Origin of the sequence: Tomitella gaofuii, assembly GCF_014126825.1 — a bacterium.
GTDB lineage: Bacteria > Actinomycetota > Actinomycetes > Mycobacteriales > Mycobacteriaceae > Tomitella > Tomitella gaofuii.
Window position 1 is genome coordinate 1,923,558 of the sequence record NZ_CP059900.1, and the last position, 24,816, is coordinate 1,948,373.

The window sequence follows — 24,816 nt, forward strand, 5'->3', positions numbered from 1 at the left end:
GATCCGTCGCTTGCCCACACCGGCCGGGGCTGTAAGGCTTGGAGTATGACCAATTCAATGCCGGGCGGGTCCGTGCCGGGAGGACCGCAGCGCGGCCGCGGGCTGCCGACCCCGCCCACCGGGTGGCCGATCGCCTCCTACACCACTTATGCCGATGCACAACGCGCCGTCGACCACCTCGCCGACAGCCAGTTCCCGGTGGAGAAGGTGACGATCGTCGGCGTCGACCTCATGCAGGTCGAGCGCGTGCTGGGCCGGTTGACGTGGGCGAAGGTGCTCGCCGGCGGCCTGGTCTCCGGGGCGTGGCTGGGCGTGTTCTTCGGGTTGCTGCTCGGGATCGTCACCGGCGGATTCCTGGGCCCGCTGCTGCTCGGCCTCGTCGGCGGCGTCATCTTCGGGCTGATCTCGACGTCGGTGCCGTACGCGGCCTCGCGCGGCCAACGGGACTTCGCCTCCACGATGCAGCTCGTCGCGGGACGGTATGACGTGCTGTGCGATCCCAGCCGCGCCGAGGAGGGACGCGACATCCTGGCACGGCTGGGGCTGTGAGTGCGGCTATGGACTCCGGCGGTGACGATCCGCCTCCGGGACGCGTGATCCGGGTTCTCCCTGAGTACGGACATCCCAGTTCGCTGTGGCCCTCGAAGGAGCTTGTGCTCCGGCAATCGGACCGGCCGTATGTTCTCCCTGGTGACATCGGGATCGACGATGCACTCGGCGACGAGATCCTCGCGTGGACGGACTGCTTTCAGGAGTGCCTGGCCGAGGAGTACGAGGACTTCGAGAGAAGACCACGCTGGGCCCCGGGCATCAGCGCTTTCGATTGGTATGACGAAGGGCGCCGAATCGTCGCGGAGCTTCGTGCGCGTTTTCCCGACGTGCAGGTGCTGGGGCAGTTCGGAAAGTACGTGTTCTCTGCGAACGAAATGCGGGAGAACGTCGGTCGTCTGCCGATCAGCATGCCCGGAGAACGGAGGGCCGGTTACGTGAGCATTCGTGATTTTGTCACTCGGAACCTGTACCGCTGACGGGAATCGCGTTTTCGGGAAACCTCGCATCCGGCGTTGACCAGTAGGTGCTCGCACCTCCGCCCCCGTGTCGCAGTGCGGCGCGGGGGTGTCGCGTATGTGATGGGCGGCGTCGCCGTGCACGGGGTGTGCGGGGAGCGCGCGGCCGGCGTCTCAGCCCCGCCCCAATCTCCGGAGCAGCAGGGCCTCCGCCAGCGCGCACCGTTCGATCTCCCCGGGGTCGACGCTCTCGTCCGGTGCGTGGATGTTGCACAGCGGCTCCTCCACGCCGAACAGCGCGATCTCGGCCTCCGGGTGCTGCTCGGCAAGGGCGGTGCACAGGGGGATCGCGCCGCCCTGCCCGCTGTACTCGGCATCCGCGCCGAAGGCCGCGCGCAGCGCGTCCGCCAGTGCCGCATAGCCGGGGCCGTCGGTGTGCGCGGGGAACGGCCGACCCACAGTCTCGCGTTCGACCCGCACCCGCGCGCCCCAGGGGGCGTGCGCATGCAGGTGCGCCACCAGCGCGTCCTGGGCCGCGCCAGGGTCCATTCCCGGCGGAACCCGCAGATTGATGCGGGCCGACGCGTGCGGCTGCACGGCGGCGGCGGAACCGACGACCGGGGGACAGTCGATCCCGAGCACGGTCGCGGTGGGGCGCGCCCACACCGAATCGGCGATGGCCCCGCTGCCGACGACGGCGACGCCCTCGAGAACGCCGGCATCGCCGCGGAACCGGTCTTCCGGGTAGGCGGCGCCCCGCCAGGTGCCGGAGGTGTCGAGGCCGTCGACGGTCGTGTCGCCGTGCGCGTCGCGGAGGCTCGCGAGCATCGCGATGAGCGCGGCCAGCGCGTCGGGTGCAGGCCCGCCGAACATGCCCGAGTGCACCTCGCCGACGAGCGTCTCCACGTGCACGTCCACGTTGGCATTGCCGCGCAGGCTGGTCGTCAGTGTGGGCCGCCCCGCCGCCACGTTGCCGGAATCGGCGATGATGATCAGGTCGGCCGCGAACAGCTCGGGGCGTTCGACCACGAGCTGCTCCAGGCCACCGGTGCCCATCTCTTCGGAGCCCTCGGCGATCACTCGCACGCCGACGCCCCCGAGGCCGTCGTCGCCGAGCGCCCGCAGCGCCGTGAGGTGCATGACGAGGTTGCCCTTGCAGTCGGCGGCGCCGCGCCCGTACCAGCGGCCGTCGCGCTCGGTCAGGGTGAACGGGTCCGAGCTCCACGCGGCATGATCGCCGGCCGGCTGTATGTCGTAATGGCTGTAGAGGAGCACCGTCGGCATGCCCGGCGCCGGCGGGCGGTGGCCCACGACGGCGACCGAGCCGTCGGCGGTCTCGACGAGGTCGATTTGGGGGATCCCTGCGGCGGCGAACGCGTCCCGTGCCCACTGTGCGCCGCGCAGGCACTCCCGCGGGTCGACCTGGCGGGCGTCGGCCAGGGTGGGTATCGCGACCAGGTCCGCCAGGTCCGTGCGGGCCTGGGGCATGAGCCTGCGCACCCGCGCGCGCAACGCCTCGATGTCTGCGGATGCCGGCTCTGTCATGGTGCGATTCCCCTCGGTGGTGTGCGCGGCTCCCGAACGGAATCAGGCCGCCGTCGACCACTGTGCCATCACCGCCTGCGGTCCGTCCGGTTAGATGGCGGGCGTGGTGGACAACGTGATCGAGCAAGTCGAGGCGCATCTTGTACAGCAGTTCGGCGGGCCGCCCGCGGGGGCCGCGTCGGTGACGTTCCTGGGGCTCGAACCGATCGTCGTGCAGGCCTTCGTGGCGGCCGGTCCCGGACCGGGCAGGCCCGCCGCGGGAGACGGGGACACGCTGCTGCACCTCGTCTCCGTCGGGTGCTCGCGCGCGCCGATGGCGGATCCGACGGAGATGGTTGCAGACCCGCAGCGCGGTCCGCGCGCCGAGATCGTCGTCGCGCTGCGCCCCACGGGCGGCGGCGTTCCCGAAGGACTGCACCGCTCGGTGGCGGTCCTGGCGGCGGCGCCCGCGGTGGAAGGCGTCGTGTTGGCCCCGGACGGGATCATCGACCTGGCCGAGCCGATGTGGCGGGGGTGCGCCTTCAGCGCGGTGCTGCTCGGCGAATCGGATATGCCGGATCTCACTTTGGCGCCGCCGCGCGATCCCGTGCGGTTCCTCGAGGCGGTGCCCATCACCGCCACCGAGGCGGCCTGGGTCCGTGTCCGGGGTGCGGACGAGCTGCGTGCGGCGTGGGCCGAGGCGCAGGTCGATCCGCGCGATCCGGGCCGCCGCGCCGTCGCCCTCTGACCGGGCGTGCGTTCCCGCACGCGGCGCGAGGGCGCCGGCGCTGACAGACTGGACACCGTGCGAATCGACCTGCATGCCCACACCACCGCATCCGACGGCACCACCGCGCCGCGCGCCCTCGTCGACGAGGCCGTGGCCGCCGGGCTGGACGTCGTCGCGATCACCGACCACGACACCACGGCCGGGTGGGCGGACGCGACGGAGGCTGCGCTCTCCGCCCCGCGCCCGCTGTCGCTGGTGCGGGGGATGGAGTGGTCGTGCGAGGCGCGGGCGGAGCCGGCCCGGACCGAAAAGGACGGGCGGGTCTCGGTGCATCTGCTGTGCTACCTGTTCGATCCGGAGGATCCGGCCATCGTCGCGGAAACCGAGCGTCTGCGGGGTGAGCGTGCGCGCCGCCTGCGCGTGATGGCGGAGCGGATGGCGGCGGACGGCCTCCCCGTGGACGTGGACGCACTGTTCGCCGACCCGGGGCGCGTGCCGGGGCGTCCGCACTTGGCGCGGGTTCTGGTCGATCACGGGGCCGCGGAGTCGATGCAGGCGGCGTTCGCCGGCCCGCTGAGCAAGGATTCGCCGTATTACGAGCGCAAGCGTGACACGCCTGTCGAGGACGCGGTGCGTGCGGTGACAGCCGCCGGCGGCGTCACCGTCATCGCCCACCCGCGTGCGCGCAGCCGCGGGGCGCTCATGGACATGGCCCAGATCGTGGAACTCGCGGAGTCCGGCCTGGCAGGCGTCGAGGCCGACCATCTCGACCATGACGCGGATGACCGGGCGTGCCTGCGGGATCTGGCCACGCGCGCGGGTCTGGTGGTGACGGGCTCGTCGGACTTCCACGGCGCGAACAAGACGGTACGGCTGGGCGCGGAGCTCACCGCACCCGATCAGTATGCTGCGCTGGTGCAGCGGGCGAACGGAATCGACGTGGTGGGCACCCGGCGCGCGTCGGCGGACGAGGGGGCGTAGGTGGCGCGGGGGAAGGCGGACTGGGGTACCGGCGGCGCGGTGGAACGCCCCGGTGACGACTACCGGGATCATGGGCTCCGGGAGTGCAGCACTCAGGATCCTGGGGTTCCGGGTAATGGGGCCGACGATCGCGGGTACGCCTACGACGGACGGGCTGATGCCGGATGTGAGGACGGCGCCTATCGCCGGTCGGGCGCGGCGATCGGTGCCACGGTGGAGCCCGGCCGGGCGGTGCGGGCGCTGCGCGCGCTCAGCGGCTCGGTCGTCGCCGGGCTGGTGCTGCTCACCGTCGGGATCATCGTCGTGTCCATCCTGGGCGGCAGGCGCGGCATTCCGGGGCCCGGCGATGAGTCGCTGATCGTGCATCTGGTCTCGAGCGCCGTCGCCCTGTTCGCCCAGCGGTTCGCGGACCGCCGCCGCGGGGTCGCGGCCGCGGCGGGTTCCCTGGTGGTGTTCTGTGTGACGGGTGCCGTCCTGTGGACGCAATGGTGGGGCTGATCCGCGAAAACGGCGGCTGTAGTGTTGTGCGGGTAACAGGCCCGGGTGGGCCGGGTGAACCGGCCTGCAGCGAACACGCAGGAGAGTACGTGTCCACTGAATTCGATGCTGTCCACGCGCACCAGCAGACGCTCTCCGCGTTGACCTCGGAGGAGATCTTCGACGGGCATGTCGGCGGCAAGCTGTCGGTGGAGACCACCACGGCACTCGACAACCAGCGGGCGCTGTCGATCGCCTACACGCCGGGGGTGGCCCAGGTGAGCCGGGCCATCGCGGAAGACGACACGCTGGCGCGGCGGTTCACCTGGACCGAACGCCTGGTGGCGGTGGTCTCGGACGGCACCGCGGTACTGGGGCTGGGGGACATCGGCCCGCGCGCGTCGCTGCCGGTCATGGAGGGCAAGGCCGCGCTGTTCAAGTCATTCGCTGGGCTCGATGCGATCCCGATCGTGCTCGACACGCAGGACCCGGACGAGATCGTCGAGACCCTCGTGCGGATGCGCATGAGCTTCGGCGCAGTCAACCTGGAGGATATTTCGGCGCCGCGCTGCTTCGAGATCGAGCGGCGCGTCATCGAGGCGCTCGATTGCCCTGTGATGCACGACGACCAGCACGGCACCGCCATCGTTGTGCTGGCGGCGCTCACGGCGGCGTCCAAAGCCGTGCAGCGCGACCTGGCCGGTCTGCGCGTGGTCATCTCCGGCGCCGGCGCGGCCGGTGTCGCCTGCGCCAACATCCTGCTCGCCATCGGGGTGCGGGATCTCACCGTGCTCGATTCGCGCGGCATCATCTCCGCGGACCGCACCGACCTGTCCGAGAGCAAGGCGGATCTCGCGGCCCGCACCAATGCCGCGGGGCGCACCGGCGGCGTCGCGGAGGCGCTCGACGGCGCCGACGTCTACCTGGGGGTGTCCACCGGCACCGTTCCCGAGGAGCTTGTCGCCACGATGGCGCCGGAAGCGATCATCTTCGCGCTGTCCAACCCCGACCCGGAGGTGCACCCCGACGTCGCCCACAAGTATGCGGCGGTCGTGGCCACCGGCCGCAGCGACTTCCCCAACCAGATCAACAACGTGCTGGCGTTCCCGGGCGTGTTCCGCGGCGCGCTGGACGTCGGTGCCACCGAGATCACCGAGAACATGAAGGTCGCCGCGGCGCACGCGCTGGTGGACCTCGTCGGCGACGACCTGGCGCCGGAGCACATCGTTCCCTCGGCGTTGGATCCGCGGGTGGCGCCGGCGGTCGCACGCGCCGTGGCGACGGCGGCGGAGGCCGACGGCGTGGCCACCCGGCCGCTGCAGGATCCGGTGGTCGCCGCAGTGCGGAAGGGCGGCGCTGCGGGGTGAGGTATCGCAGGTCCGCTGCGGCCGCCGCGGCGGTGGTGACGGCGGCAGTGGCGTTGACGGGGTGCAGGTCTACCACGGCGTTGGAACAGGAATACTCGTCCACCCAGGTCGTGGTGGGTTCGGGCGTCTCGGCGGAGAGCCGTATCGTCGCCACCATCTATGCGGAGGCCCTGCGCGGCACCGGTATCGGTGTGTCGACCGATCTCGGCGTGGGCGACAGGTTCGACTACGTGCGGGCTCTCGAATCCGGGCGGATCAGCGTCGTCCCGGACGACACCGCCTCGCTGCTCGCGTTCTTCCAGCGCTCGAACATGCAGGACACCCCGGGCACGGCGCCCGACGCGCAGAAGGCCGGCGGCGACACCGCGGCCACGTCGGACGAACCGGGCGCGGTGAGCGCGGTCGAGGAGGCGCTGAGCCGGGCGTTGCCGCAGTACCTCCGCGTATCGGACGCGGCCCTGGCCGAACGCGGTCAGACGTTGATCGTCGACGACGGCACCGCCCGGAAATGGGATCTGCACAACGTGTCCGACCTTGCGGCGCACTGTGCGGACGCGAATGCGAGCTTGGCGGCCGGGCTCGTCTCGGATGCGCAGCTGCGCGCCGCGCTGGCGGAGTCCTACGGGTGCACGTTCGCCGCGGTGGACGTCGTCGGGACCCCCGCCGACGCGGCGGACGCGGTCACGCAGGGGCTGTCGGACGTCGGCGGCGTGACGACGCTGTCGCCGGCGGCGTCGATGGACGGTTTCACCGCCTTGGAGGACGACCGGGACTCGCTGCCCGCCGGGAACATCATTCCGATGTACCGCACGGCGAGCCTGGGCGACCGTCAGGTGGAGGCGCTCAACAATGTCGCCGGCGAGCTGACCACCGACGACCTGGCCGCCATGGTGCGTCGGGTCGAGGTCGACGGACTGTCGGTGGCGGACGTGGTGGGCGAGTGGCGCGCCCAGCACGGCGTGTGAGCGTCCGTCAGACAGGAAGCCGGTCGCGGAGGAACGCGGCGATCGCGTCCACCGATTCGGCGGCCTGACGGACCAGGCCCGACTGCAACTGGGCCACATGCCACAGGACGGGCGAGACGTCGAAGGTGACGTCGACCCCGTTCTCCCGCAGCGACCTGACATACCGCGCGGCATGGTCGTGCAGCATCTCCCGGGCGCCCACCTGCACGTAGGTGGGCGGGAATCCGCGGGTGTCGGCGTGCAGGGGAGCGAACCCCGGGTCGCCCGCCGGTGCCGCGCCGCGGTAGGCGTCGCAGGCGAAACGTATCCAACCGCGTCGCAGCACGGCGTCCTCCGTCATCATCGCCGGGTCGGCCCCGGGGTCCACCGCGGGTGCGATGAGCACGAGCGCGGCGGGGCGATCGCCCCGGTCCAGTAGTCGGCGCGTGAGTGCCGCGGCTATGCCTCCGCCGGCCGAGTCCCCGGCCACCGCGATGGACGCCGTGTCGTCGCCGTACTGCCGTGCCAGGTCGGCGAACGCGGCCTCGGCGTCGTCGACCGCCGCCGGGTACGGGTGCTCCGGTGCCAGGCGGTAGTCGAGGGAGTAAACGGCGGCACCGGTGTCCCGTGCCAGCCGTGCGGTGAGCGGACGGTGCGTCCGCGGTGATCCGGTGACGAAGCCGCCGCCGTGCAGGTAAAGCACGGCGGCGGTGTCGGCCGGGGCTGTGCCGCCGCCGGCCGGAGGGACTGCGGTGAACCGTTCCGCCGGACGGCCTCCGAGGTCCATCGCGTCGCGGCGCACGCCGCGGACCACCGGCTGCACGACGGATGCGAAATCGAGCAGGCGGCGCTGCCCGGCCAGCGGCATGCGGTCGTTGAGGATCGTCCGGTAGACGGGCCGCAGCGCGGTTTCGACCAGGCGCGGCGGCAGCGTGAACGCGGGCACGGTGGTGTCTCGGTCCTTTCCGGTCGGCGTCAGCGGGCCTCGGGCGAGGAGGCGGACCCCTGCGGTTTGGGCATCAGCAGCCCCGTGACCGCGGAGACGACGCGTTGGTAGCCGGGCCCCGTGACCCGGACGAACAGGTCCAGGGCGCGGGCGTCGAGGCCGATGAGGACGCGTCCGCGGTCCGCGTCGACGCCCTTGAGGATGCGGCGCGCGGCGGCTTCGGGGCTGGTGTGGGCCAGGTAGCGGTCGAAGAACTGGGCGAAATCGCGCTGCTGGTAGCCGTCCGCCGTCGTGCTGTTGCGGGCGATCGCGGTCTTGATGCCCCCGGGATGCACGCAGGTGACCCGGACGGGTCTGCCGGCGGAAAGCATTTCCTGGCGCAGTGCTTCGGTGAACCCGCGCACCGCGAACTTGGCCGCGTTGTAGGCGCTCTGGCCGGGGACGGCGAGGAGCCCGAAAAGGCTCGATGTGTTGACGATGTGCCCGTCGCCGGACGCGATGAGATAAGGCAGGAACGCCTTGGTGCCGTTGACGACACCCCAGAAGTCCACGTCCATGACGCGCTCAATGTCTTTGAACTCGGAGATCTCCACCTCGCCGGTGAAGGCGATTCCCGCATTGTTGAACACCAGGTTGACGGTGCCGAAGTGCTCGTCGACCGCCGCGGCGTAGTCGATGACGGCCTCACGCTGGGTGACGTCGAGAGGAGCCGAGTGGACGTCCGCGCCGAGTTGCTCGGCCTGCCGGACGGTTTCGGTCAGGCCCAGGGTGTCCATGTCGGACAGCGCGAGCCGCGCACCGCCCTTCGCCAGCTGGAGTGCGAGTGCCCGCCCGATGCCGGAGCCCGCGCCGGTGACCACTGCCACTTTGCCTGAGATGTCGGTCATGATGCGCTCTCCTCGAGGTTCGCGCCGGCGCGGTCGCGGCCGGTCGGTCGGGTGGTCAGGTGGTAGGCGTCCAGATCGAAGCGCCTGGTGCTGCGGCGGAAATCGAAGGTGAATCCGGGCCACAGGGTGGTGTTGTTGCCGTGGCTGTCCAGGTACCAGCTGGCGCAGCCGCCCGTCATCCACACCGACGGGGCCAGCTGTTCCTGGAGCTTGCGGTTGAAGTGGTCCTGCACGTCGCCGCGCACCTCCACCGTCGCGAGGCCGCGCCGGTGCATCGTGGCCACCGCGTCGACGACGTAGTTGATCTGCGATTCGATCATGTAGACCATCGAGCTGTGGCCGAGGCCGGTATTGGGGCCCACCATGAAGAACATGTTGGGGAAGCCGGCCACCGTGGTGCCCTTGTAGGCCTGCATGCCGATGCGCCGCCACGTCTGCGCCAGCGAGTCGCCGGAACGGCCGCGGATCACCTCGAAGGTGGGCGAGTCGGTGACGTGGAATCCGGTGGCCACGATCAGCGCGTCCACGGGGCGCTCCGTGCCGTCCGCGGTGATGATCGAGTGGGCGGTGACCTCCCTGATGGGATCGGTGACCACGTCGACGTCGTCCCGGTCGAGGGCGGGGTAGTAGTCATTGGAGATGAGCATGCGCTTGCAGCCGATCGTGAAGTCCGGCGTGACCTTCCGGCGCAGCGCGCGGTCCTTGATGCCGCGGCGCAGATGCAGCTGCGCCGCGAGTTGCAGCGGCTTGAGCAGCGCGGGCATGCGTGCGAGGCCCACCACCTGGGTTTCGCGCATGGCGTAGACCCCGGCGCGGGCCAGCCGCTGGAATCCGGGGACGTGCCGGAAGGCGAACCGTTCGGCGGGGGAGTAGCGACGGTCCGCGCGCGGCATGACCCAGGGTGCGGTGCGCTGGTAGACGTCCAGGTGCGCGACGTCGGCGGCGATCGACGGCACGATCTGGATGGCCGATGCGCCGGTGCCGATGATCGCCACGCGCTTGCCGGTGAGGTCCGCGTCGTGGTTCCACTGCGACGAATGGAAGAGCTCTCCCCGGAATCCGGAGATCCCCTTGATGTCCGGGAGTGCGGGTTCGCACAGTGCACCGACCGCTGCGATGACGGCGTCCGCCGTGTAGTCGCCTTCGGTGGTCTGCACACGCCAGCGCGCGGCGTCGCCGTCCCAATCCGCGCCGAGAACTTCGACGCCGAACCGGTGCCGGCCGAGCACGCCGGAGCGCTCCGCGACCGAGCGGATGTAGGCCTGGATCTCTTCCTGGCGCGAGAACGAGCGCGACCAGTCCGGGTTGAGCGCGAACGAGTACGAGTACAGCTGCGACGGCACGTCGCAGGCGGCCCCCGGGTAGGTGTTGTCCCGCCAGGTGCCGCCCACCTCGAGCCCCCGCTCGAGGACGAGGAAGTCCCCCTGTCCCGCCTGGTCGAGCTTGATGGCGGCGCCGAGCCCGGAGAATCCGCTGCCGATGATGAGCGTGCGGACGTGCCGAGGCACGGCGGATCGGTCCGCGCGGCCGTTGGTCGCTGTGGTCATGCCTCGAATGTAGAACGCTATTGAACGTGAGTCAATAGTAGGGGCGCGGCAATTGACTTCGAGTCAGTAGAATGGCTGCCGTGGAAGAGAAGCGCACCAGACTCAGCCCGCAGGCCCGCCGCCGCCAGCTTGTGACCCTCGGCGTCGAGATGCTCAGCGGCCGGTCCATCGACACGGTGTCGGTCGAGGAGCTCGCGGAGAAGGCGGGCGTGTCGCGCGGGCTGATCTTCCACTACTTCGGTTCCAAGCAGGGGTACCTGCTGGCGGTGGTCCGGCACCTGAGCGAGGAGATGATCGCGTTCACCGATCCGGACCCGTCGCTGCCCCCGCTCGAGCAGCTCAGCGCGTCGCTGGCGGCATATCTGGACTACGTCACAGAGAACCGGGACGGGTATGTGTCGCTGCTGCGGGGGAGCACGAGCAACGATCCGGAGATGCGCGCCGTATTCGAGTACACCCGGGGCGTGCTCACACAGCGTGTCCTCGAGCGGGTTCCGCAGATCGGTGTCGAGGTGACGCCGCGTGTGGAGCTGGCGGCGCGCGGGTGGGTGGCGTTCGTCGAGGAGACGGTGATCAGCTGGCTGCGCGAGCCCGGAGTCTCCCGTGAGGAGCTGCTGGGATTGCTCAACTGGGCGCTGCCGGCGGTGGCCATGCGCCCGGAGCAGGCGCTGGCGCTGCTCGCAGCCTCCGATGTGTGAGGCCTCCGATGTTGTGGGGCCTCCGATGTGTGGGACGCGGATGAATGACGGCCCGGGTGCGTGAGGGCCCCGCCCCGGAATCGGTCCGGGGCGGGGCCCTCAGCGTCGTGCACCGTCGGCGGGTGCATGTGGCGGCCGGCTAGGCGAACGCCGCCTCGATCACCTCGTGCTGCTCCACGGCGTGCACCTTGCTGGACCCGGAGGACGGGGCCGACATGGGGCGCCGCGAGATCCGCTGGAGGTTGCCGAGCAGGTCCGGAAGCAGGTCCGGCAGTGCGAGCCCGATCGTCGGCCAGGCGCCCTGGTTGCCGGGCTCCTCCTGCACCCACCGGACCTCGGTGGCATTGGGGTAGGCCTCCAGCGCCTCCCGGATGCGGCGCCGCGGCAGCGGGTACAGCTGCTCGAGCCGGACGATCGCCGTGTCGGTGATGTTCTCCTTGTCACGCTTGGCCGCCAGCTCGTAGTAGAGCTTTCCGCTGACCAGGAGGACCTTGGTCACCGCGTTGCGGTCGCCTCCGCCGGTCGCGAAGTGCGGGTCCTGCATCACCGAACGGAACTTGTTGTCGGTGAAGTCCGAGACCGGGCTGACCGCGGCCTTGTTGCGCAGCATCGACTTGGGCGTGAACACCACCAGGGGCCGGTGGATGCCGTCGTAGGCGTGCCGCCGCAGCAGGTGGAAGTAGTTGGCCGGGGTCGACGGCACGGCCACGGTCATCGAGCCCTCGGCGCACAGCTGCAGGAACCGTTCGATACGCCCGGAGGTGTGGTCGGGCCCCTGGCCCTCGTGCCCGTGCGGCAGCAGCATGATCACGTTGGACCGCTGCCCCCACTTGGCCTCGCCGGACGAGATGAACTCGTCGATGATCGACTGGGCGCCGTTGACGAAGTCGCCGAACTGCGCCTCCCACAGCACCAGCGCATCGGGGTTGCCGACGGAGTACCCGTACTCGAAGCCGAGTCCCGCGAACTCCGTGAGCGCCGAATCGTAGGCGAGGAACTTGCCGCCCTTGTCGCCGCCCAGGTTGGACAGCGGAGTGTATTCGGCTTCGTCCTGACGGTCGATGAGCACGGAATGGCGCTGGCTGAAGGTGCCGCGCCGCGAGTCCTGGCCGGACAGCCGCACCAGGCGGCCCTCGTAGACCAGCGAACCGAAGGCGAGGAGCTCGGCGAAGGCCCAGTCGACGCCGCCCTCACGCGACATCTTGTGCCGGCGCTCGAGCACGGGCTTGACGCGCGGGTGCACGGTGAACGCTTCGGGGAAGCCCAGGTGGGCGTCGCCGATGCGCTGGACGAGCGTCGGGTCGATGGCGGTCACCAGGCTGGTGCGCAGCGTCTGGTCCTCGAGGACCGAGGGGCTGGGCTCGGCGGTGTACTTCTCGAGTTCGCGCACCTCGTTGAAGACCCGCTCCAGCTGGCCCTGGTAGTCGCGCAGCGCGGCCTCGGCCTCGTCCAGCGAGATGTCGCCGCGGCCGATGAGCGCCTCGGTGTAGCTCTTGCGGACGCTGCGCTTGCTGTCGATGACGTCGTACATCTGCGGCTGGGTCATCGACGGGTCGTCGCCCTCGTTGTGCCCGCGGCGCCGGTAGCAGATCATGTCGATGACGACGTCCTTGCCGAACCGCTGCCGGAAGTCGACGGCGAGCTTGGCGACCCGCACGCAGGCCTCCGGATCGTCGCCGTTGACGTGAAAGATCGGCGCATCGATCATCTTCGCGACGTCGGTGCAGTACTCGGACGAGCGCGAGTACTCCGGCGCGGTGGTGAAGCCCACCTGGTTGTTGACGATGATGTGCACGGTGCCGCCGGTGCGGTAGCCGCGCAGCTGGGCGAGGTTGAGCGTCTCCGCGACGACGCCCTGGCCGGCGAAGGCCGCGTCGCCGTGCAGCAGCATGGGCAGCACGGTGAAGCCGTCCTGGCCCTTGTCCAGCAGGTCCTGCTTGGCGCGCACCAGGCCCTCCAGGACCGGGTCGACGGCCTCGAGGTGCGACGGGTTGGCGGTGAGCGACACGGTGATGTCGTTGTCGCCGAACATCTGGATGTACGTGCCGGACGAGCCGAGGTGGTACTTCACGTCACCCGAGCCGTGGGAGGCCTTCGGGTTCATGTTGCCTTCGAACTCGGTGAAGATCTGCTTGTACGGCTTGCCGACGATATTGGCGAGCACGTTGAGGCGGCCGCGGTGCGGCATACCGATGACGACTTCGTCCAACGCGAACTCGGCGGCCTGGTCGATGACGGCGTCCATCATGGGGATCACCGTCTCCGCGCCCTCGAGCGAGAACCTCTTCTGGCCGACGTACTTGGTCTGCAGGAAGGTCTCGAACGCCTCGGCGGCGTTGAGCTTGCTCAGGATGTATTTCTGCTCGGCGACCGCGGGCTTGGTGTGCGGCACCTCTATGCGGTGCTGCAGCCACTCGCGCTGCTCCGGGTCGAGGATGTGGGTGTACTCGATGCCCATGGTGCGGCAGTACGCGTTGCGCAGCACGCCGAGCACGTCGCGCAGCTTCATCCTGTCGTGTCCGGCGAAGCCGCCCACGTTGAACTCGCGGTCGAGGTCCCACAGCGTGAGATGGTGGCTCAGCACGTCGAGGTCGGGGTGGCTGTGGAACCGTGCGGGGTCCAGGCGCAGCGGATCGGTGTCGGCCATGAGGTGGCCGCGGTTGCGGTAGGCCGCGATGAGCTCGAGCACCCGCGTGTTCTTGTCGATCACGCCCTCGGCGATGTCCTGCCGCCAGCGCACCGGCTCGTACGGGACCCGCAGGTCGGTGAACAGCTCGTCCCAGAACTCGTCGGAGAGCAGCAGCGTGTGGATGCGGCGCAGGAAGTCGCCGGACTCCGCGCCCTGGATGATGCGGTGGTCGTAGGTGGAGGTGAGCGTGAGCAGTTTGCCGACGCCCACCTCGGCGAGCCGTTCGTCGCTGGAGCCCTGGAACTCCGCGGGGTACTCCATGGCGCCGACGCCGATGATGGCGCCCTGCCCCTGCATGAGGCGCGGCACCGAGTGCACGGTGCCGATGGTGCCCGGATTGGTCAGCGAGATCGTCACGCCGCTGAAGTCGGCGATCGTGAGCTTGCCGTCGCGGGCGCGGCGGACGATGTCCTCGTAGGCGTTCCAGAAGCGCGAGAAGCTCATCGTCTCGCAATTCTTGATGGCCGCCACCACGAGGGAACGGTTGCCGTCCTTGCCGGGCAGGTCGATGGCCAGGCCAAGGTTGACGTGTTCGGGGGTGACGATGTGGGGCTTGCCGTCGACCTCGGCGAAGTGGCGGTTCATCCCCGGGAAGCTGGCGATGGCGCGGACGAGCGCGTAGCCGAGGATGTGCGTGAACGACACCTTGCCGCCGCGGGTGCGCTGCAGGTGGTTGTTCGCCACCACCCGGTTGTCGATCATCAGCTTGGCGGGGATCGCGCGCACCGACGTCGCCGTGGGGATCGACAGGGAGGAGGTCATGTTCCTGGCGACGGCGGCTGCAGGGCCGCGTAGGACCTTGCTCTCGGTTCCGTCGCCGGAGTCCGCCTTGGCCGGGGCGGCCTTGGCGGCGGGCGCCGACGTGGCGGGCGCGGGCTTCGAGGAGGATGGGCCGGCCTGGGGGGCGGCGGCGTTCTGTCCGGCGGGGGGCTTCTGAGCGGGCGCGGGCTTGGCGGGTGCGGCCTGGGCGGGTTCCTTCCGGGCCGGTGCAGGAGTGGCGGCGGGCTCCGCGGTGCGCTGGCCGGCGGTGGGCGCGGTGGTGGACGTCGTCGCGGCGGGCGCGTGCCCGGGGGAGCGGCCGTTCTCACCGGCACCGGGCTGGTAATCGGCGAGGAAATCATGCCAACTGGCGTCCACGGAGGAGGGGTCCTCCTGGAAGCGCTGGTACATCTCCTCGACCAACCACTGGTTTTGGCCGAACTGCGACGTCGAGCTGCTGGTCACGGCAGAAATTCGCCTCGTTTCGTTCTTCGCTCATCGATCAGCGTGCATGCCTGTACAGGCTATCGTGTCCGCACCGTCGGGGCGCTACGTCATCCTGTTTCGCGCCGCTGCCCGGCGCGGCGGCGGCGGGCAGCGCGCAAAGGCCCCTCGGACGGGGGTGGTTCAGGCACGTGCGGCCTCGGTGCTCGCGGCGGCGGCGAGCAGCCGCGAGTAGTGGCCGCCGGCATGGCGAAGGGCCTGCGGCGCGCCCCGTTCCACGATCCTGCCGCCGTCGACGACCACGATCTCGTCCGCCTGTTCGGCGGTGGCCAGCCGGTGGGCGACGAGGACGGCGGTGCGATCGCGGCGCACCCTGCGCCCCGCCGCGAGTACTGTGAATTCCGTCACGGGGTCCAATGTGGCGGTCGCCTCGTCGAGCAGGAGGATGTCCGGGTCGACGAGCTCCGCGCGCGCCAGGGCGATGAGCTGACGCTGTCCGGCCGACAATCCCTGACCCCGCTCGCCGACGGGATGGAGCATCCCGCCGTCGAGACCGCTGATGGCGGGAAGGGCGCCCACGGACCGGGCCGCGTCCTCGACCTGGCAGCGGGAGGCGTCCGGCCGGCCGAAAGCGATGTTGTCGGCCACGGTCCCGGTGAACAGGTGCGCTTCCTGGGGGACGACGCCCAGCCGTCGGCGGTAGTCGTGCAGGGGATGGCGGCGGATGTCGGTGCTGCCGACCCGCACCTCGCCGGAGGTCGCGTCGTAGAAGCGCGCGATGAGCTTGACGATGGTCGATTTGCCCGCCCCGGTGCGCCCGACCAGTGCCACGGTGGTGCCCGGCGCGATCTCCAGGTCCACTCCGGTCAGGGCGGGCGGGGATTCGGGTGCGTACCGGAAGTCCACGCCGGCCAGGGCGACGGCGCCGTCGAGGCGGCCCACGGGGACGGCGTCGGGAGAACCGGTGGGGTCGACGATGGAGCCGGGGGTCCGCAGCAGCTCGCCGATCCGGCGCAGGCCCACCCGCGCCTGCTGATACCCGTCGAACACTTGCGAGAGTTGCTGGACGGGGCCGAACAGCAGCCCCAGATACAGCACGAAGGCGGCGAGCGTGCCGGCCGAGGTGGTCCCGGCGGCCACCTGCCGCGCGCCGACGAACACGATGGCCGCGAGAACGAGGTCGGAAATCAGCGTGATCAGCGGGAAGTACACCGAGATCGCCACCTGGGCGCGCATGCGTGAGCGCAGGTACGACTCCGCCAGGCCGGTGAACCGGGTCGCGGCAGTCTGCTCGCGCCGGTGGGACTGCGTCGTACGCAGGCCGGTGATGTTCTCCTGGAAGTCCGCGTTGACGGCCGACACCCGCTCGCGTGAGGTCGTGTAGGCGGCCGAGGAGATGCGCCGGAAGACCACGGTGGCGGCGATGAGCGGGGGAAGCGCGCACAGCGCCACCAGCCCCAGGGTCGGGTCCGTTACGAGGAGTGCAGAGAGCACCCCGATGATCGTCAGCACCGCGACGATCGCCGTCGACAGCCCCGTCTGCAGGAAGGACGAGAGGGCGTCGACGTCGGTGGTCATCCGGGTCATGATGCGACCGGACAGCGTTTTCTCGTAGTAGTCGAGGCCCAGGCGCTGCAGGTGGCTGTAGCTGCGCACGCGGAGGCCGTAGAGGAGCCGTTCGCCAGCGCGCGCGGTGAGCACCGTCATCCGGGACACGATGACCCAGTTGACGGCGACGATCGCGGCGGCGCCCGCGGCTGTGAGATAGAGGATATGCGGTCGGTGAGGGAGCACACCGTGGTCGATCGCGTATCGGATGATGATCGGGAAGGACAACCCGACCGCCGTATCGAGGGCCACGAGCAGCGCCACCAGAGCCAGCAAGGGCGCCACCGGTGCGAGCATGCGCCGCAGGCGGAACTCGAGGTCCGGCGCGCGCAGGTCGCGATGGTCCATGTGCGGATCCTCGGCGGCGGGGGGAAGTGCCGCGAGCGCTCTGCGCAGCTCCGGCGTCGCGGCCATCGCGCCCAATGCGCCGTCGTCGTGCTCCTCCGGCGGGGTTTCCCGGGTGGCAGCGGGTTCCCGGGGCCAGAGCCGCGCGGAGTCCGGCTCTCCGCCGGCGACTCCGTCCGCTTCGGCGTCCGTGTCGCCCGCCGACTCGTCGCGGGGGCGGCCGAGCTCGGGGTGGATGAGCTCGCGGAACAAGCCGCTGCGTGCGAGCAGCTCGGTCTCGCTGCCGGAATCGACGATGCGGCCGCGGTCGAGCACGGCGATGCGGTCGGCGAGGGCGAGGGTGGAACGGCGGTGCGCGATGACGATCGTCGTGCGGTCGGCGCGTCCGTCGCGCAGCGCGGCGAAGATCCGCGCCTCGGTCTCCGCGTCCACGGCCGACGTCGCGTCGTCGAGCACGAGCAGGCGTGGGTCCTGCAGGATCGCCCGAGCGAGTGCGATCCGCTGCCGCTGGCCGCCGGACAGGGTGAGTCCGCGTTCGCCCACCTGTGTGGCGTAGCCGGCGGGCAGTGCGGCGATGAACTCGTCGGCGTCCGCGGCCACCGCGGCGGCGCGGATCTCCTCGTCCGAGGCGGACGGCCTGCCCAGTGCGATGTTCGCCGCGATGGAGTCGGAGAACAGGAAGGGCTCGTCGAATACCACGGCCGCCGTTTCGCGCACGCTCTGCAGAGCAAGCTCGCGCAGGTCCACCCGGGCGGCACCGGACGTGAACGCGAGGGTGCCCGCGTCGGGATCGTAGAAGCGGTCCAGGAGCTGGGCCAGTGCCGATTTTCCGGATCCGGTGGGGCCGACGAGCACGAGGGTCTCGCCGGGGACGACGGTGAGGTTCAGGTCGTCGAAGACCGGACGGCCCGGCGTGTATGCGAAGTCGACGTTCCGGACCTGCACGCCCACGGGACCGTCCGGCAGAGTGGACGGGATGTCGGGCTCGCCGATCGTGGGCCGGGTGTCGATCACGCCGAAGACCCGCTCTGCGGCAGCACGGGAGAGCTGCACCATGACGAGCATCCCTGCCATGATCCGGGCGATCGCCGCCAAGCGCGTGATGTAGGTGGCGAAGGCCAGGAACGTGCCGATGGTGAGCGAGCCCTGCAGTGCCAGCCAGCCGCCGAGCGCGATGACGGCGACGAGTCCGAGCTGGGGGAGCGCGGCCAGCGCGGGGGCGAAGCGCGCGTTGACCCGGGCGGCGCGCATCCGGCGGGCGTAGAGGGTGCGGCCCAGCGTCTCGATGCGCGCGATCATGCGCGACTCCTGCCCGAAGCCCTTCACCACACGGACGCCGGTGACCGTCTCCTCGACGTGCTGTGCGAGGTCCGCCGCCCCCTGCTGGGCGGACCACGTGGCGGCGTGCATGGACTTGCGGCTGACATAGGCCACCGCGGTGATGCAGGGCGCCACCGCCAACGCGACGACGGTGAGCAGAGGCGACAAGTACGCCATGATCGCGAGGGCCAGCACGAATTGCAGCGCCGAGCCGACGACCATCGGGAACATCGCCAGCAGGCCCTGCGTCAGCTGCAGGTCGGTGATCGAGCGCGACACCACCTGCCCGGTGCGGATCCGGTCCTGCGCGCGGCCGTCGAGCCGTTGCACGGTGGCCAGCAGATGCAGGCGCAGGTCGTGCTGCACGTCGAGGGAGAGCCGCCCCGCGAGGACCCGGCGCCCGAACATGCACGCCCAGCGGACGCACGCGAGCGCCGCGATGGCCGCCGCGATGCCGGCGATCGTCGCGGTACGGCCGGCGGTGGCATCGTCGAGCGCGCTGCGGGTGAGCAGGGGGAACGTCAGTTCCATGACCGTGGCGCCGGCGGACATCGCCAAGGCGCCGAAGAGCACGCCGCGCCGCGCCATGCACATCGCCCACAACCGGCGCAGCCACCCGGGTGGGGAGGCGGTGCGGGAAGCCGGGTCGGCATCCGTCACCGGGCGGCGCCTGTAGCGGGGCTGCGGCGGCATGCGTGACAGCCGCGCACCGGCCCGTTCGATCCCATGTCAGTGATCGTATGCCCGCCCCGGGACGATGACGACCCGGCTTCCCGCGTCGGTGAATCCCAGGCTGTCCGCGAGGGCCGCGGCGGCGAGGGATTCCACGCGGATCCTCGCCTGGCAGATCAGCCCGCTGTCGAGTGCCTCGCCCACGGCGATGTCGGCGATGGTGCGGGCGTGCCCGCGCCGGCGGAACGTCGCAGCGGTGACCACGCGCAGGTCCGCCAGCAGATGGTGCACAGCGGCGTAGCCCGCGAGTGCCACGCGCGATCCGTCGTCGAGCACGAGCGTGCAGGGCGGCGCAGGGTCCGGCGCCGCCGCTCCCGCCGGGTCGTGTTCTGCTCCCGGGGCGGAGGAGGCGCCCAGGATGCGGACGACGTCCCTCGAGTCGTCGGCCGGCGCGGCGTCGAGTACCCGGGCGGCATCGAGCGGGCTGCGCGAGACCACCGGCACGGCGGCGCCCGGAGGCGCGGCGGGCGCGTAGTGGTCGCGGAACGCGAGTCGCTCACGCGACGCCGTGCGCGTCCCGGCGCCCGGCCGGTCCGCGGCGACGGCGGACACCGCGGTGCCGTCGAGAAAGGCGGAGGACGGCAGCTGCGCCGCCGCGTCGACGAGACGGCCGGGACCTCGGAGCGCCGAGGCGCCGAACAGCTCGACGAACTCGAGCCCGGGGAGCGCGTCATCGCGCACCAGCACGCGCTCACCGGCATGGGAGAAGGCGGCATCATCGTGCAGCGACAGACCGCGCGACCATGCGAGCCCGATGACGGCCGCGGTATGTGCGTCCACGTGCCTCCTCGGGGTCGATCGGGGCCCGCGCGATGATCAGGTGCGGGAATCGCCAGGGCGCATCATGTCATCCGGGCGCGCGGTGCCGGCCGGGCGGGATGCTCATCCCAGAACGCGGGTGAGGTGGTCGTTGCCGAACACGCGGTCGGGGTCGACCTCGTCCCGCACGGCGACGAAGTCGTCGAACCGCGGATAGGCGGGCCGCAGGTCCGCCGCGGTCCGGCCGTGCAGCTTGCCCCAGTGGGGGCGGCCGTCCACCGACCGTGCGATGTCCTCCACCGCGCGGAAATACCGCCGGTGATCCTGCTTCCAGTACATGTGCACGGCCACGTAGGCGGTGTCGCGACCGTGCGCCGTGGACAGCCATACGTCGTCCGCCGCGGCGAAACGCACCTCGACGGGGAATCCGATCCGGTGTCCGCCGTCGGTGAGCAACCGGTCCATCCTTTCGAGTACGCCGGGCAGCTCCGCGACCGGGATCGCGTACTCCATCTCCCGGAACCGCACGCGTCGCGAGGAGGCGAACACGCGGTGCGCGGCGTCGGTGAACTCACGCGGGGACAGCAGGCGTGCCGCCAGCGCGTTGGCGCGCGGGATGATCGCGGGCACGCGGGTGGACACCGCGTTGATCCCGCCGAAGACGGTGTTGGACAACAGCTCGTCGTCGATGTACCCGCGGATGCGGCCGACGGGGCGCAGCGGTGTCGACCCGGGCAGCCGGGTGTTGCGCTTCGTGAGCACGCGGTGCGTGTGCGGCCACCAGTAGAACTCGAAATGGTCGACGGACGTGCGGATGCGGTCCAGGTCGGACAGCACCGCGTCGAGCGGCTCGGGCCTTTCCTCCGCGTGCATGACGTAGGCGTTGCGGCAGTCGATGGTCATCGTGGTGATGACGCCGAGCGCGCCGAGGCCGAGCCTGGCGGCCTCGAAGAGCGTGGGGTTCTGCTCCGCCGAGCACGCCACCACCTCGCCCGCGGCCGTGACGATCTCGAGGCCGACGACCTGGGTGGCCAGGCCGCCGAAGGCCGCGCCGGTGCCGTGGGTGCCGGTGGCGATGGCGCCGGCGAGCGTCTGCACGTCGATGTCGCCCAGGTTGATCATCGACAGTCCCAGCGACCACAGCAACTCGTTGAGGCGTTCCAGGCGGGTGCCGGCGTAGGCGGTGACATGTGCGCCGTCCGCGGTGGGCACGACGGCGGAGATCCCGGTGAGGCGGTCCAGGTGGATCTGCATCCCCGCGGTCACCGCCACCGGTGTGAACGAATGCCCCGCGCCGACCGCCTTGACCGGGGTTCCGGCGGCGGCAGCCTGCTTGATCAGGCCCGCGACCTCCTCCGCGTTCGCGGGGTGCGCGACGACCTGTGGTGCGGCGTGGGCGCAATCCGCCCAGTTACTCCATGTAGTACCGGTCACAATCCCAGTATGGACTGGACGATGGTCCAAGGCAATTCGGGAGAACATGTCGGATTTTAGAGCGGGGAACGGTGCCCGTAAGGTCCGGTGTGGTGAAAAGATCACAGGCAGTGGAATGTGATCCAGTAGAAGTTCGGTCGCGGCGAGCGGCGCGGCACGTGGATCCGGGGCGCCGCCCCCGGTCTGGCAGTCAGGACGGTACACAGGTGACAGGTCGAATGGCGAACACCCGATTGCCCGCGGAAGAGCGTCGTGCGCAGTTGGTGCACGCGGCGTTGACGCTGGCGGAGGCGGAGGGCTTCGGGTCCGTCACGATCCGCCGCGTGGCCGACGAGGCCGGGGTGTCGCTCGGCGTCGTGCACTACTGCTTCGAGAGCAAAGAGGAGCTGATGGCTGCGGCCATCAGCAACATCGTCGCGATGCTCGGTGAGGCGATGGCAGAGGCCTACGCTCCGGACGAGGGCGCGGAGCAGGTTCCACAGGGGCGCGAGGGCCTGCACGAATACCTGCGCCGCGGGGTCGAGAGGATGTGGGGGCTGATCGAGTCCACCCCCAACGTCCAGCTGCTCACCTACGAGATCACCACCTACGCCCTGCGACGGGGGGCGGGGCAGGAAGGGTCCGAGCGGGACGCCGCCGCGCATGCGCTGGCCGCGCGCCAGTACGTGGTCACGGATTCGGTGGCGGTCGAGTTCCTCGAGGAGGCCGCACGCGCGTCCGGTATCGAGTGGGCCAGGCCCGTGGAGTACGTGGCGCGCGTGGCGCTGACGTTCATCGACGGGCTCGTCCTGCGCTGGCTGGTCGACCGCGATACGGAGGCGGTGCACACCCAGCTGGACGATTTCACGGCGTTCGTGGTGGAACTCGCCGTCGAAGCAGGCTGACCACCCGCGACCAGCGGGGCCTCCGCGGGCCGGGTCGGCCCGCGGAGGTGCACTGTCACTTGGAGTACAAGGCCTCGATGTCGTCCGCATAGGTGGACGTGACGACGTTGCGCTTGAGCTTGAGCGTGGGGGTGAGCTCGCCGCCCTCCACCGTGAAATCGGTGGTGAGCACGGAGAACTTCTTGACCTGCTCCGCCCGCGACACGGCCGCGTTGGCCGTCTGCACCGCGGAATCGATCTCCGCCACCAGGTCCGGGTCCTTGGCCAGCGTGGCCATCGACGTGCCGGCGGGCTTTCCGTTGCGCTCGAGCCATCCCGGGGCCGCCTCGGGGTCGAGGGTGATGAGTGCGGCGATGAACGGCTTCGCGTCGCCGACCACCATCGCCTGGCTGATGAGCGGATGCGCCCGCAGGCTGTCCTCGAGGCCGCTCGGCGCCACGTTCTTGCCGGCCGCGGTGACGATGATCTCCTTCTTGCGCCCGGTGATGAACAGATAGCCGTCCTCGTCGAGCTTGCCCAGGTCGCCGGTGTGGAACCACCCGTCGCGTATCGAGTCGTCGGTGGCGGTCGCATTGTTCCAGTAGCCGCCGAACACGACGTTGCCCTTGAGCAGCACCTCCCCGTCGTCGGCGGTCCGGACGGCGCAGCCCTCCACCGGCCTGCCCACCGATCCGATGCGTTGCGCCTGCGGCGTGTTGACGGTGACGGCCGCGGTCGTCTCGGTGAGCCCGTAGCCCTCGTAGATGGTGACGCCGATGCCCCGATAGAAGTGGCCGAGCCGCGCGCCGAGAGGGCCGCCGCCGGACACCGCGGCCTCGCACCTGCCGCCGAGCGCCGCCTTGAGCTTGCTGTAGACGAGCTTGTCGAACAGCGTGTGTTTGAGGTTGAGGAGCAGGCCGGGGCCGCCGGTGTCGAGCGACTTGCTCCATTCGATCGCGGCGGCCTCGGCGGCGGCGAAGATCTTGCCCTTGCCCCCGTCCTCGGCCTTCTGCTTCGCGGTGTTGTACACCTTCTCGAAGACCCGGGGGACGGACAGGACGAAGGTGGGCTGGAACACGGCGAAGTGGTCCACAAGGTTCGCGATGTCGGCGGTGTGGCCCACGGTGATCCTGGACATGAACGCGCCGACCGAGATGGCGCGGGCGAAGATGTGCGCCAGCGGCAGGAACAGCAGCGTGCTCTTGCCCTCGGTCATCATGTCGCCCAGTGCAGCGCTGGCCGCGGCACCCTCGGAGAGCAGGTTGAAGTGGGTGAGCTGCGCGCCCTTGGGGCGGCCGGTGGTTCCGGAGGTGTATACCAGGGTGGCCGCGTCGGCGGCGCGCACGGCCGTGCGGCGAGCCGTGACCTCGTCGTCGGCGACCTGGGCGCCGCGTTCGACGAGCACGTCGATCGCGCCGCGGTCGTCGTCGAGAAGCAGCAGTTCTCCGACGTTGTCGAGACGGTCGACGACGCCCCGTGTGACGGCGGCATGTTCTTTGGACGCGACGATGAGCATGCGGCTGCCCGAGTCCGAGAGGATCCACTCCGCCTGGTCGGCGGAGGAGGTCTCGTAGATCGCGACCGTGCACGCGCCCACCGTCCAGATGGCGAAGTCGAGCGCCACCCACTCGTACCGGGTGGGCGACATCAACGCGACGCGGTCGCCATGCTTGATCCCGGAGGCGATGAGGCCTTTGGCCAATGCCGTCACCTCGTCGGCGAACTGCGTCGCGGTGACGTCCGTCCACGCGCCCGCCACGACCCGCCGGAACGGCACGAAGTGCGGGGCGTCCTGGGCGTATCGGTAGACGGTGGCAGAGAGCGAATCGTCGTCGGCGATCGTGTACGACGCCGGAACCGCCAGTTCGGTCATGGGAACCCCCTTCTGTGGCCGGTGGAACGGTGACCGCCCTCACCTGGTCGCTGTGAGTCAAACCATAGCGGATGGGTTCCGCCGCGGCGAGGGCGGTTACCCGCCGGTAGCCCTCACAGCGCCGCGGTGCCGGACGCGTGGCGCCCCGGCGGTGCGATGATCGCGCAATGCCGTTCTTCGCGGGGGCCGCGGGCCAGGTGTTCTACCGCCGTTGGCGGTGCGTGGACGGGTCCGGCGTGCCGCCCGTGGTGGTGCTGCTGCACGGGCTCGGTCAGCACAGCGGCGATTACGGCGGGTTCGCACGGCTGCTCACCCGGCGCGGAGTGGAAGTGTGGGCGCTGGATCACGTGGGGCACGGGATGACGGAGGGCGCGCCGGGGCGGCTCGGGCCGATGGAGGGGCTCGTCGAGAACGCGCGCCGCTTGACCGCCCTGGCCGGGCAAGGCGGCGGTCCTGGCCCTGTGCTGGTCGGCCACTCGCTCGGCGCAGTCGTGGCCGCCGAACTCGCGATGCACTCGCCGCGGCTTTGTGCCGGATTGGTGCTGTCCGGCGTCCCGTTCGCGGCGCCGGATCGCGGACGGTCCCCGCGGCCGGGGGACGACGCACCCGAGGTGGTGGCACGGCGCGCGGCGATCGACGCGGTGCGCCGACGTTTCGTGCGCGGTGCCGGCACGCCGACTCTGGTCCTGCACGGCGCCGACGACCGGATCGTGCCGGCGGAGGGTGTGGTCCGGGCGCTGCGGGGGCGGTGCGACACCCGTGTCGTCGTGTACGACGGGGCGGGGCACGATCTTCCGCACGAGCACGTCCGCGTCGAGGTGGCGGACGCGATCGCGGGGTTCGCCGTCGGACTCGCGGAACCGCAGGGGTGATCGGAGGCGA

At 70.7% G+C, this 24,816-nt stretch carries 19 protein-coding genes; 10 read left to right on the forward strand and 9 right to left on the reverse strand.

What is annotated here, in order from left to right; genetic code table 11:
* The first annotated feature begins 45 nt into the window (after positions 1–45).
* Complete coding sequence (locus H4F70_RS09045; RefSeq protein ID WP_158726749.1) at positions 46–549, forward strand: YflT domain-containing protein; 504 nt, start codon at positions 46–48, stop codon at positions 547–549.
* A 104-nt stretch (positions 550–653) separates the two neighbouring features.
* Complete coding sequence (locus H4F70_RS09050) at positions 654–1,028, forward strand: hypothetical protein (protein ID WP_235681429.1); 375 nt, start codon at positions 654–656, stop codon at positions 1,026–1,028.
* A gap of 153 nt (positions 1,029–1,181) precedes the next feature.
* On the opposite strand, the gene H4F70_RS09055 is transcribed toward H4F70_RS09050, so the two are convergent.
* Positions 1,182–2,552 carry a dipeptidase gene (locus tag H4F70_RS09055; RefSeq protein WP_182359896.1) on the reverse strand — a complete coding sequence of 457 codons (1,371 nt, stop codon included), beginning with the start codon at positions 2,550–2,552 and terminating at the stop codon, positions 1,182–1,184.
* A gap of 94 nt (positions 2,553–2,646) precedes the next feature.
* Between H4F70_RS09055 and H4F70_RS09060 the strand changes: the two genes are divergently transcribed.
* The 5 genes from H4F70_RS09060 to H4F70_RS09080 all read left to right on the forward strand — a co-directional run bounded on the left by H4F70_RS09060 (position 2,647) and on the right by H4F70_RS09080 (position 7,051).
* Entirely contained in the window at positions 2,647–3,279 is a 633-nt protein-coding gene (locus tag H4F70_RS09060) for a suppressor of fused domain protein (RefSeq protein WP_182359897.1), read from the forward strand.
* Between the two features lie 57 nt (positions 3,280–3,336).
* The gene (locus H4F70_RS09065) at positions 3,337–4,242 is read left to right on the forward strand and encodes a PHP domain-containing protein (RefSeq protein WP_182359898.1); all 906 of its coding nucleotides are present in this window, start codon (positions 3,337–3,339) and stop codon (positions 4,240–4,242) included.
* The gene (locus H4F70_RS20540; RefSeq protein ID WP_235681430.1) at positions 4,243–4,740 is read left to right on the forward strand and encodes a hypothetical protein; all 498 of its coding nucleotides are present in this window, start codon (positions 4,243–4,245) and stop codon (positions 4,738–4,740) included.
* 89 nt (positions 4,741–4,829) lie between these two features.
* The gene (locus H4F70_RS09075) at positions 4,830–6,086 is read left to right on the forward strand and encodes an NAD(P)-dependent malic enzyme (RefSeq protein ID WP_235681431.1); all 1,257 of its coding nucleotides are present in this window, start codon (positions 4,830–4,832) and stop codon (positions 6,084–6,086) included.
* Positions 6,083–7,051, forward strand: coding sequence for a glycine betaine ABC transporter substrate-binding protein (locus H4F70_RS09080; protein ID WP_182359899.1), 969 nt, complete (start codon positions 6,083–6,085; stop codon positions 7,049–7,051). The genes H4F70_RS09075 and H4F70_RS09080 overlap by 4 nt, the downstream gene beginning before the upstream one ends.
* Positions 7,052–7,058: 7 nt before the next feature.
* On the opposite strand, the gene H4F70_RS09085 is transcribed toward H4F70_RS09080, so the two are convergent.
* From H4F70_RS09085 to H4F70_RS09095, 3 genes are read right to left on the reverse strand one after another with little or no spacing between them, the layout of a single operon-like run.
* Positions 7,059–7,976, reverse strand: a complete 918-nt coding sequence (locus H4F70_RS09085) for an alpha/beta hydrolase (RefSeq protein WP_235681432.1) — start codon at positions 7,974–7,976, stop codon at positions 7,059–7,061.
* Positions 7,977–8,005: 29 nt separating this feature from the next.
* Positions 8,006–8,863 (reverse strand): SDR family NAD(P)-dependent oxidoreductase, encoded by an 858-nt coding sequence (locus tag H4F70_RS09090; RefSeq protein ID WP_182359900.1) that lies wholly within the window; start codon positions 8,861–8,863, stop codon positions 8,006–8,008.
* Complete coding sequence (locus H4F70_RS09095; RefSeq protein WP_182359901.1) at positions 8,860–10,410, reverse strand: flavin-containing monooxygenase; 1,551 nt, start codon at positions 10,408–10,410, stop codon at positions 8,860–8,862. Before H4F70_RS09095 ends, H4F70_RS09090 begins: the two co-directional genes overlap by 4 nt.
* A gap of 71 nt (positions 10,411–10,481) precedes the next feature.
* Between H4F70_RS09095 and H4F70_RS09100 the strand changes: the two genes are divergently transcribed.
* Positions 10,482–11,108: a TetR/AcrR family transcriptional regulator gene (locus H4F70_RS09100; protein ID WP_182359902.1), complete on the forward strand. Its 627-nt coding sequence runs from the start codon at positions 10,482–10,484 to the stop codon at positions 11,106–11,108.
* A 139-nt stretch (positions 11,109–11,247) separates the two neighbouring features.
* Here H4F70_RS09100 and H4F70_RS09105 read toward each other — a convergent pair whose 3' ends face one another.
* From H4F70_RS09105 to H4F70_RS09120, 4 genes are all read right to left on the reverse strand, one after another.
* Positions 11,248–15,021, reverse strand: a complete 3,774-nt coding sequence (locus tag H4F70_RS09105) for a multifunctional oxoglutarate decarboxylase/oxoglutarate dehydrogenase thiamine pyrophosphate-binding subunit/dihydrolipoyllysine-residue succinyltransferase subunit (RefSeq protein WP_182359903.1) — start codon at positions 15,019–15,021, stop codon at positions 11,248–11,250.
* 162 nt (positions 15,022–15,183) lie between these two features.
* Positions 15,184–18,867 (reverse strand): ABC transporter ATP-binding protein, encoded by a 3,684-nt coding sequence (locus tag H4F70_RS09110; RefSeq protein WP_235681521.1) that lies wholly within the window; start codon positions 18,865–18,867, stop codon positions 15,184–15,186.
* A gap of 135 nt (positions 18,868–19,002) precedes the next feature.
* The gene (locus tag H4F70_RS09115; RefSeq protein WP_182359905.1) at positions 19,003–19,785 is read right to left on the reverse strand and encodes a hypothetical protein; all 783 of its coding nucleotides are present in this window, start codon (positions 19,783–19,785) and stop codon (positions 19,003–19,005) included.
* Between the two features lie 102 nt (positions 19,786–19,887).
* On the reverse strand, positions 19,888–21,198 hold the full coding sequence (locus H4F70_RS09120) for a D-arabinono-1,4-lactone oxidase (protein WP_235681433.1): 1,311 nt from the start codon (positions 21,196–21,198) through the stop codon (positions 19,888–19,890).
* Positions 21,199–21,416: 218 nt separating this feature from the next.
* On the opposite strand from H4F70_RS09120, the gene H4F70_RS09125 reads away from it, so the two are divergent.
* A complete protein-coding gene (locus H4F70_RS09125) occupies positions 21,417–22,082 on the forward strand; it encodes a TetR/AcrR family transcriptional regulator (RefSeq protein ID WP_182359907.1) in 666 nt (221 codons plus the stop codon).
* 55 nt (positions 22,083–22,137) lie between these two features.
* On the opposite strand, the gene H4F70_RS09130 is transcribed toward H4F70_RS09125, so the two are convergent.
* Positions 22,138–23,934, reverse strand: a complete 1,797-nt coding sequence (locus tag H4F70_RS09130; RefSeq protein ID WP_182359908.1) for an AMP-dependent synthetase/ligase — start codon at positions 23,932–23,934, stop codon at positions 22,138–22,140.
* A 167-nt stretch (positions 23,935–24,101) separates the two neighbouring features.
* Between H4F70_RS09130 and H4F70_RS09135 the strand changes: the two genes are divergently transcribed.
* Positions 24,102–24,806 carry an alpha/beta hydrolase gene (locus H4F70_RS09135; protein WP_182359909.1) on the forward strand — a complete coding sequence of 235 codons (705 nt, stop codon included), beginning with the start codon at positions 24,102–24,104 and terminating at the stop codon, positions 24,804–24,806.
* The last annotated feature ends 10 nt before the right edge of the window (positions 24,807–24,816 follow it).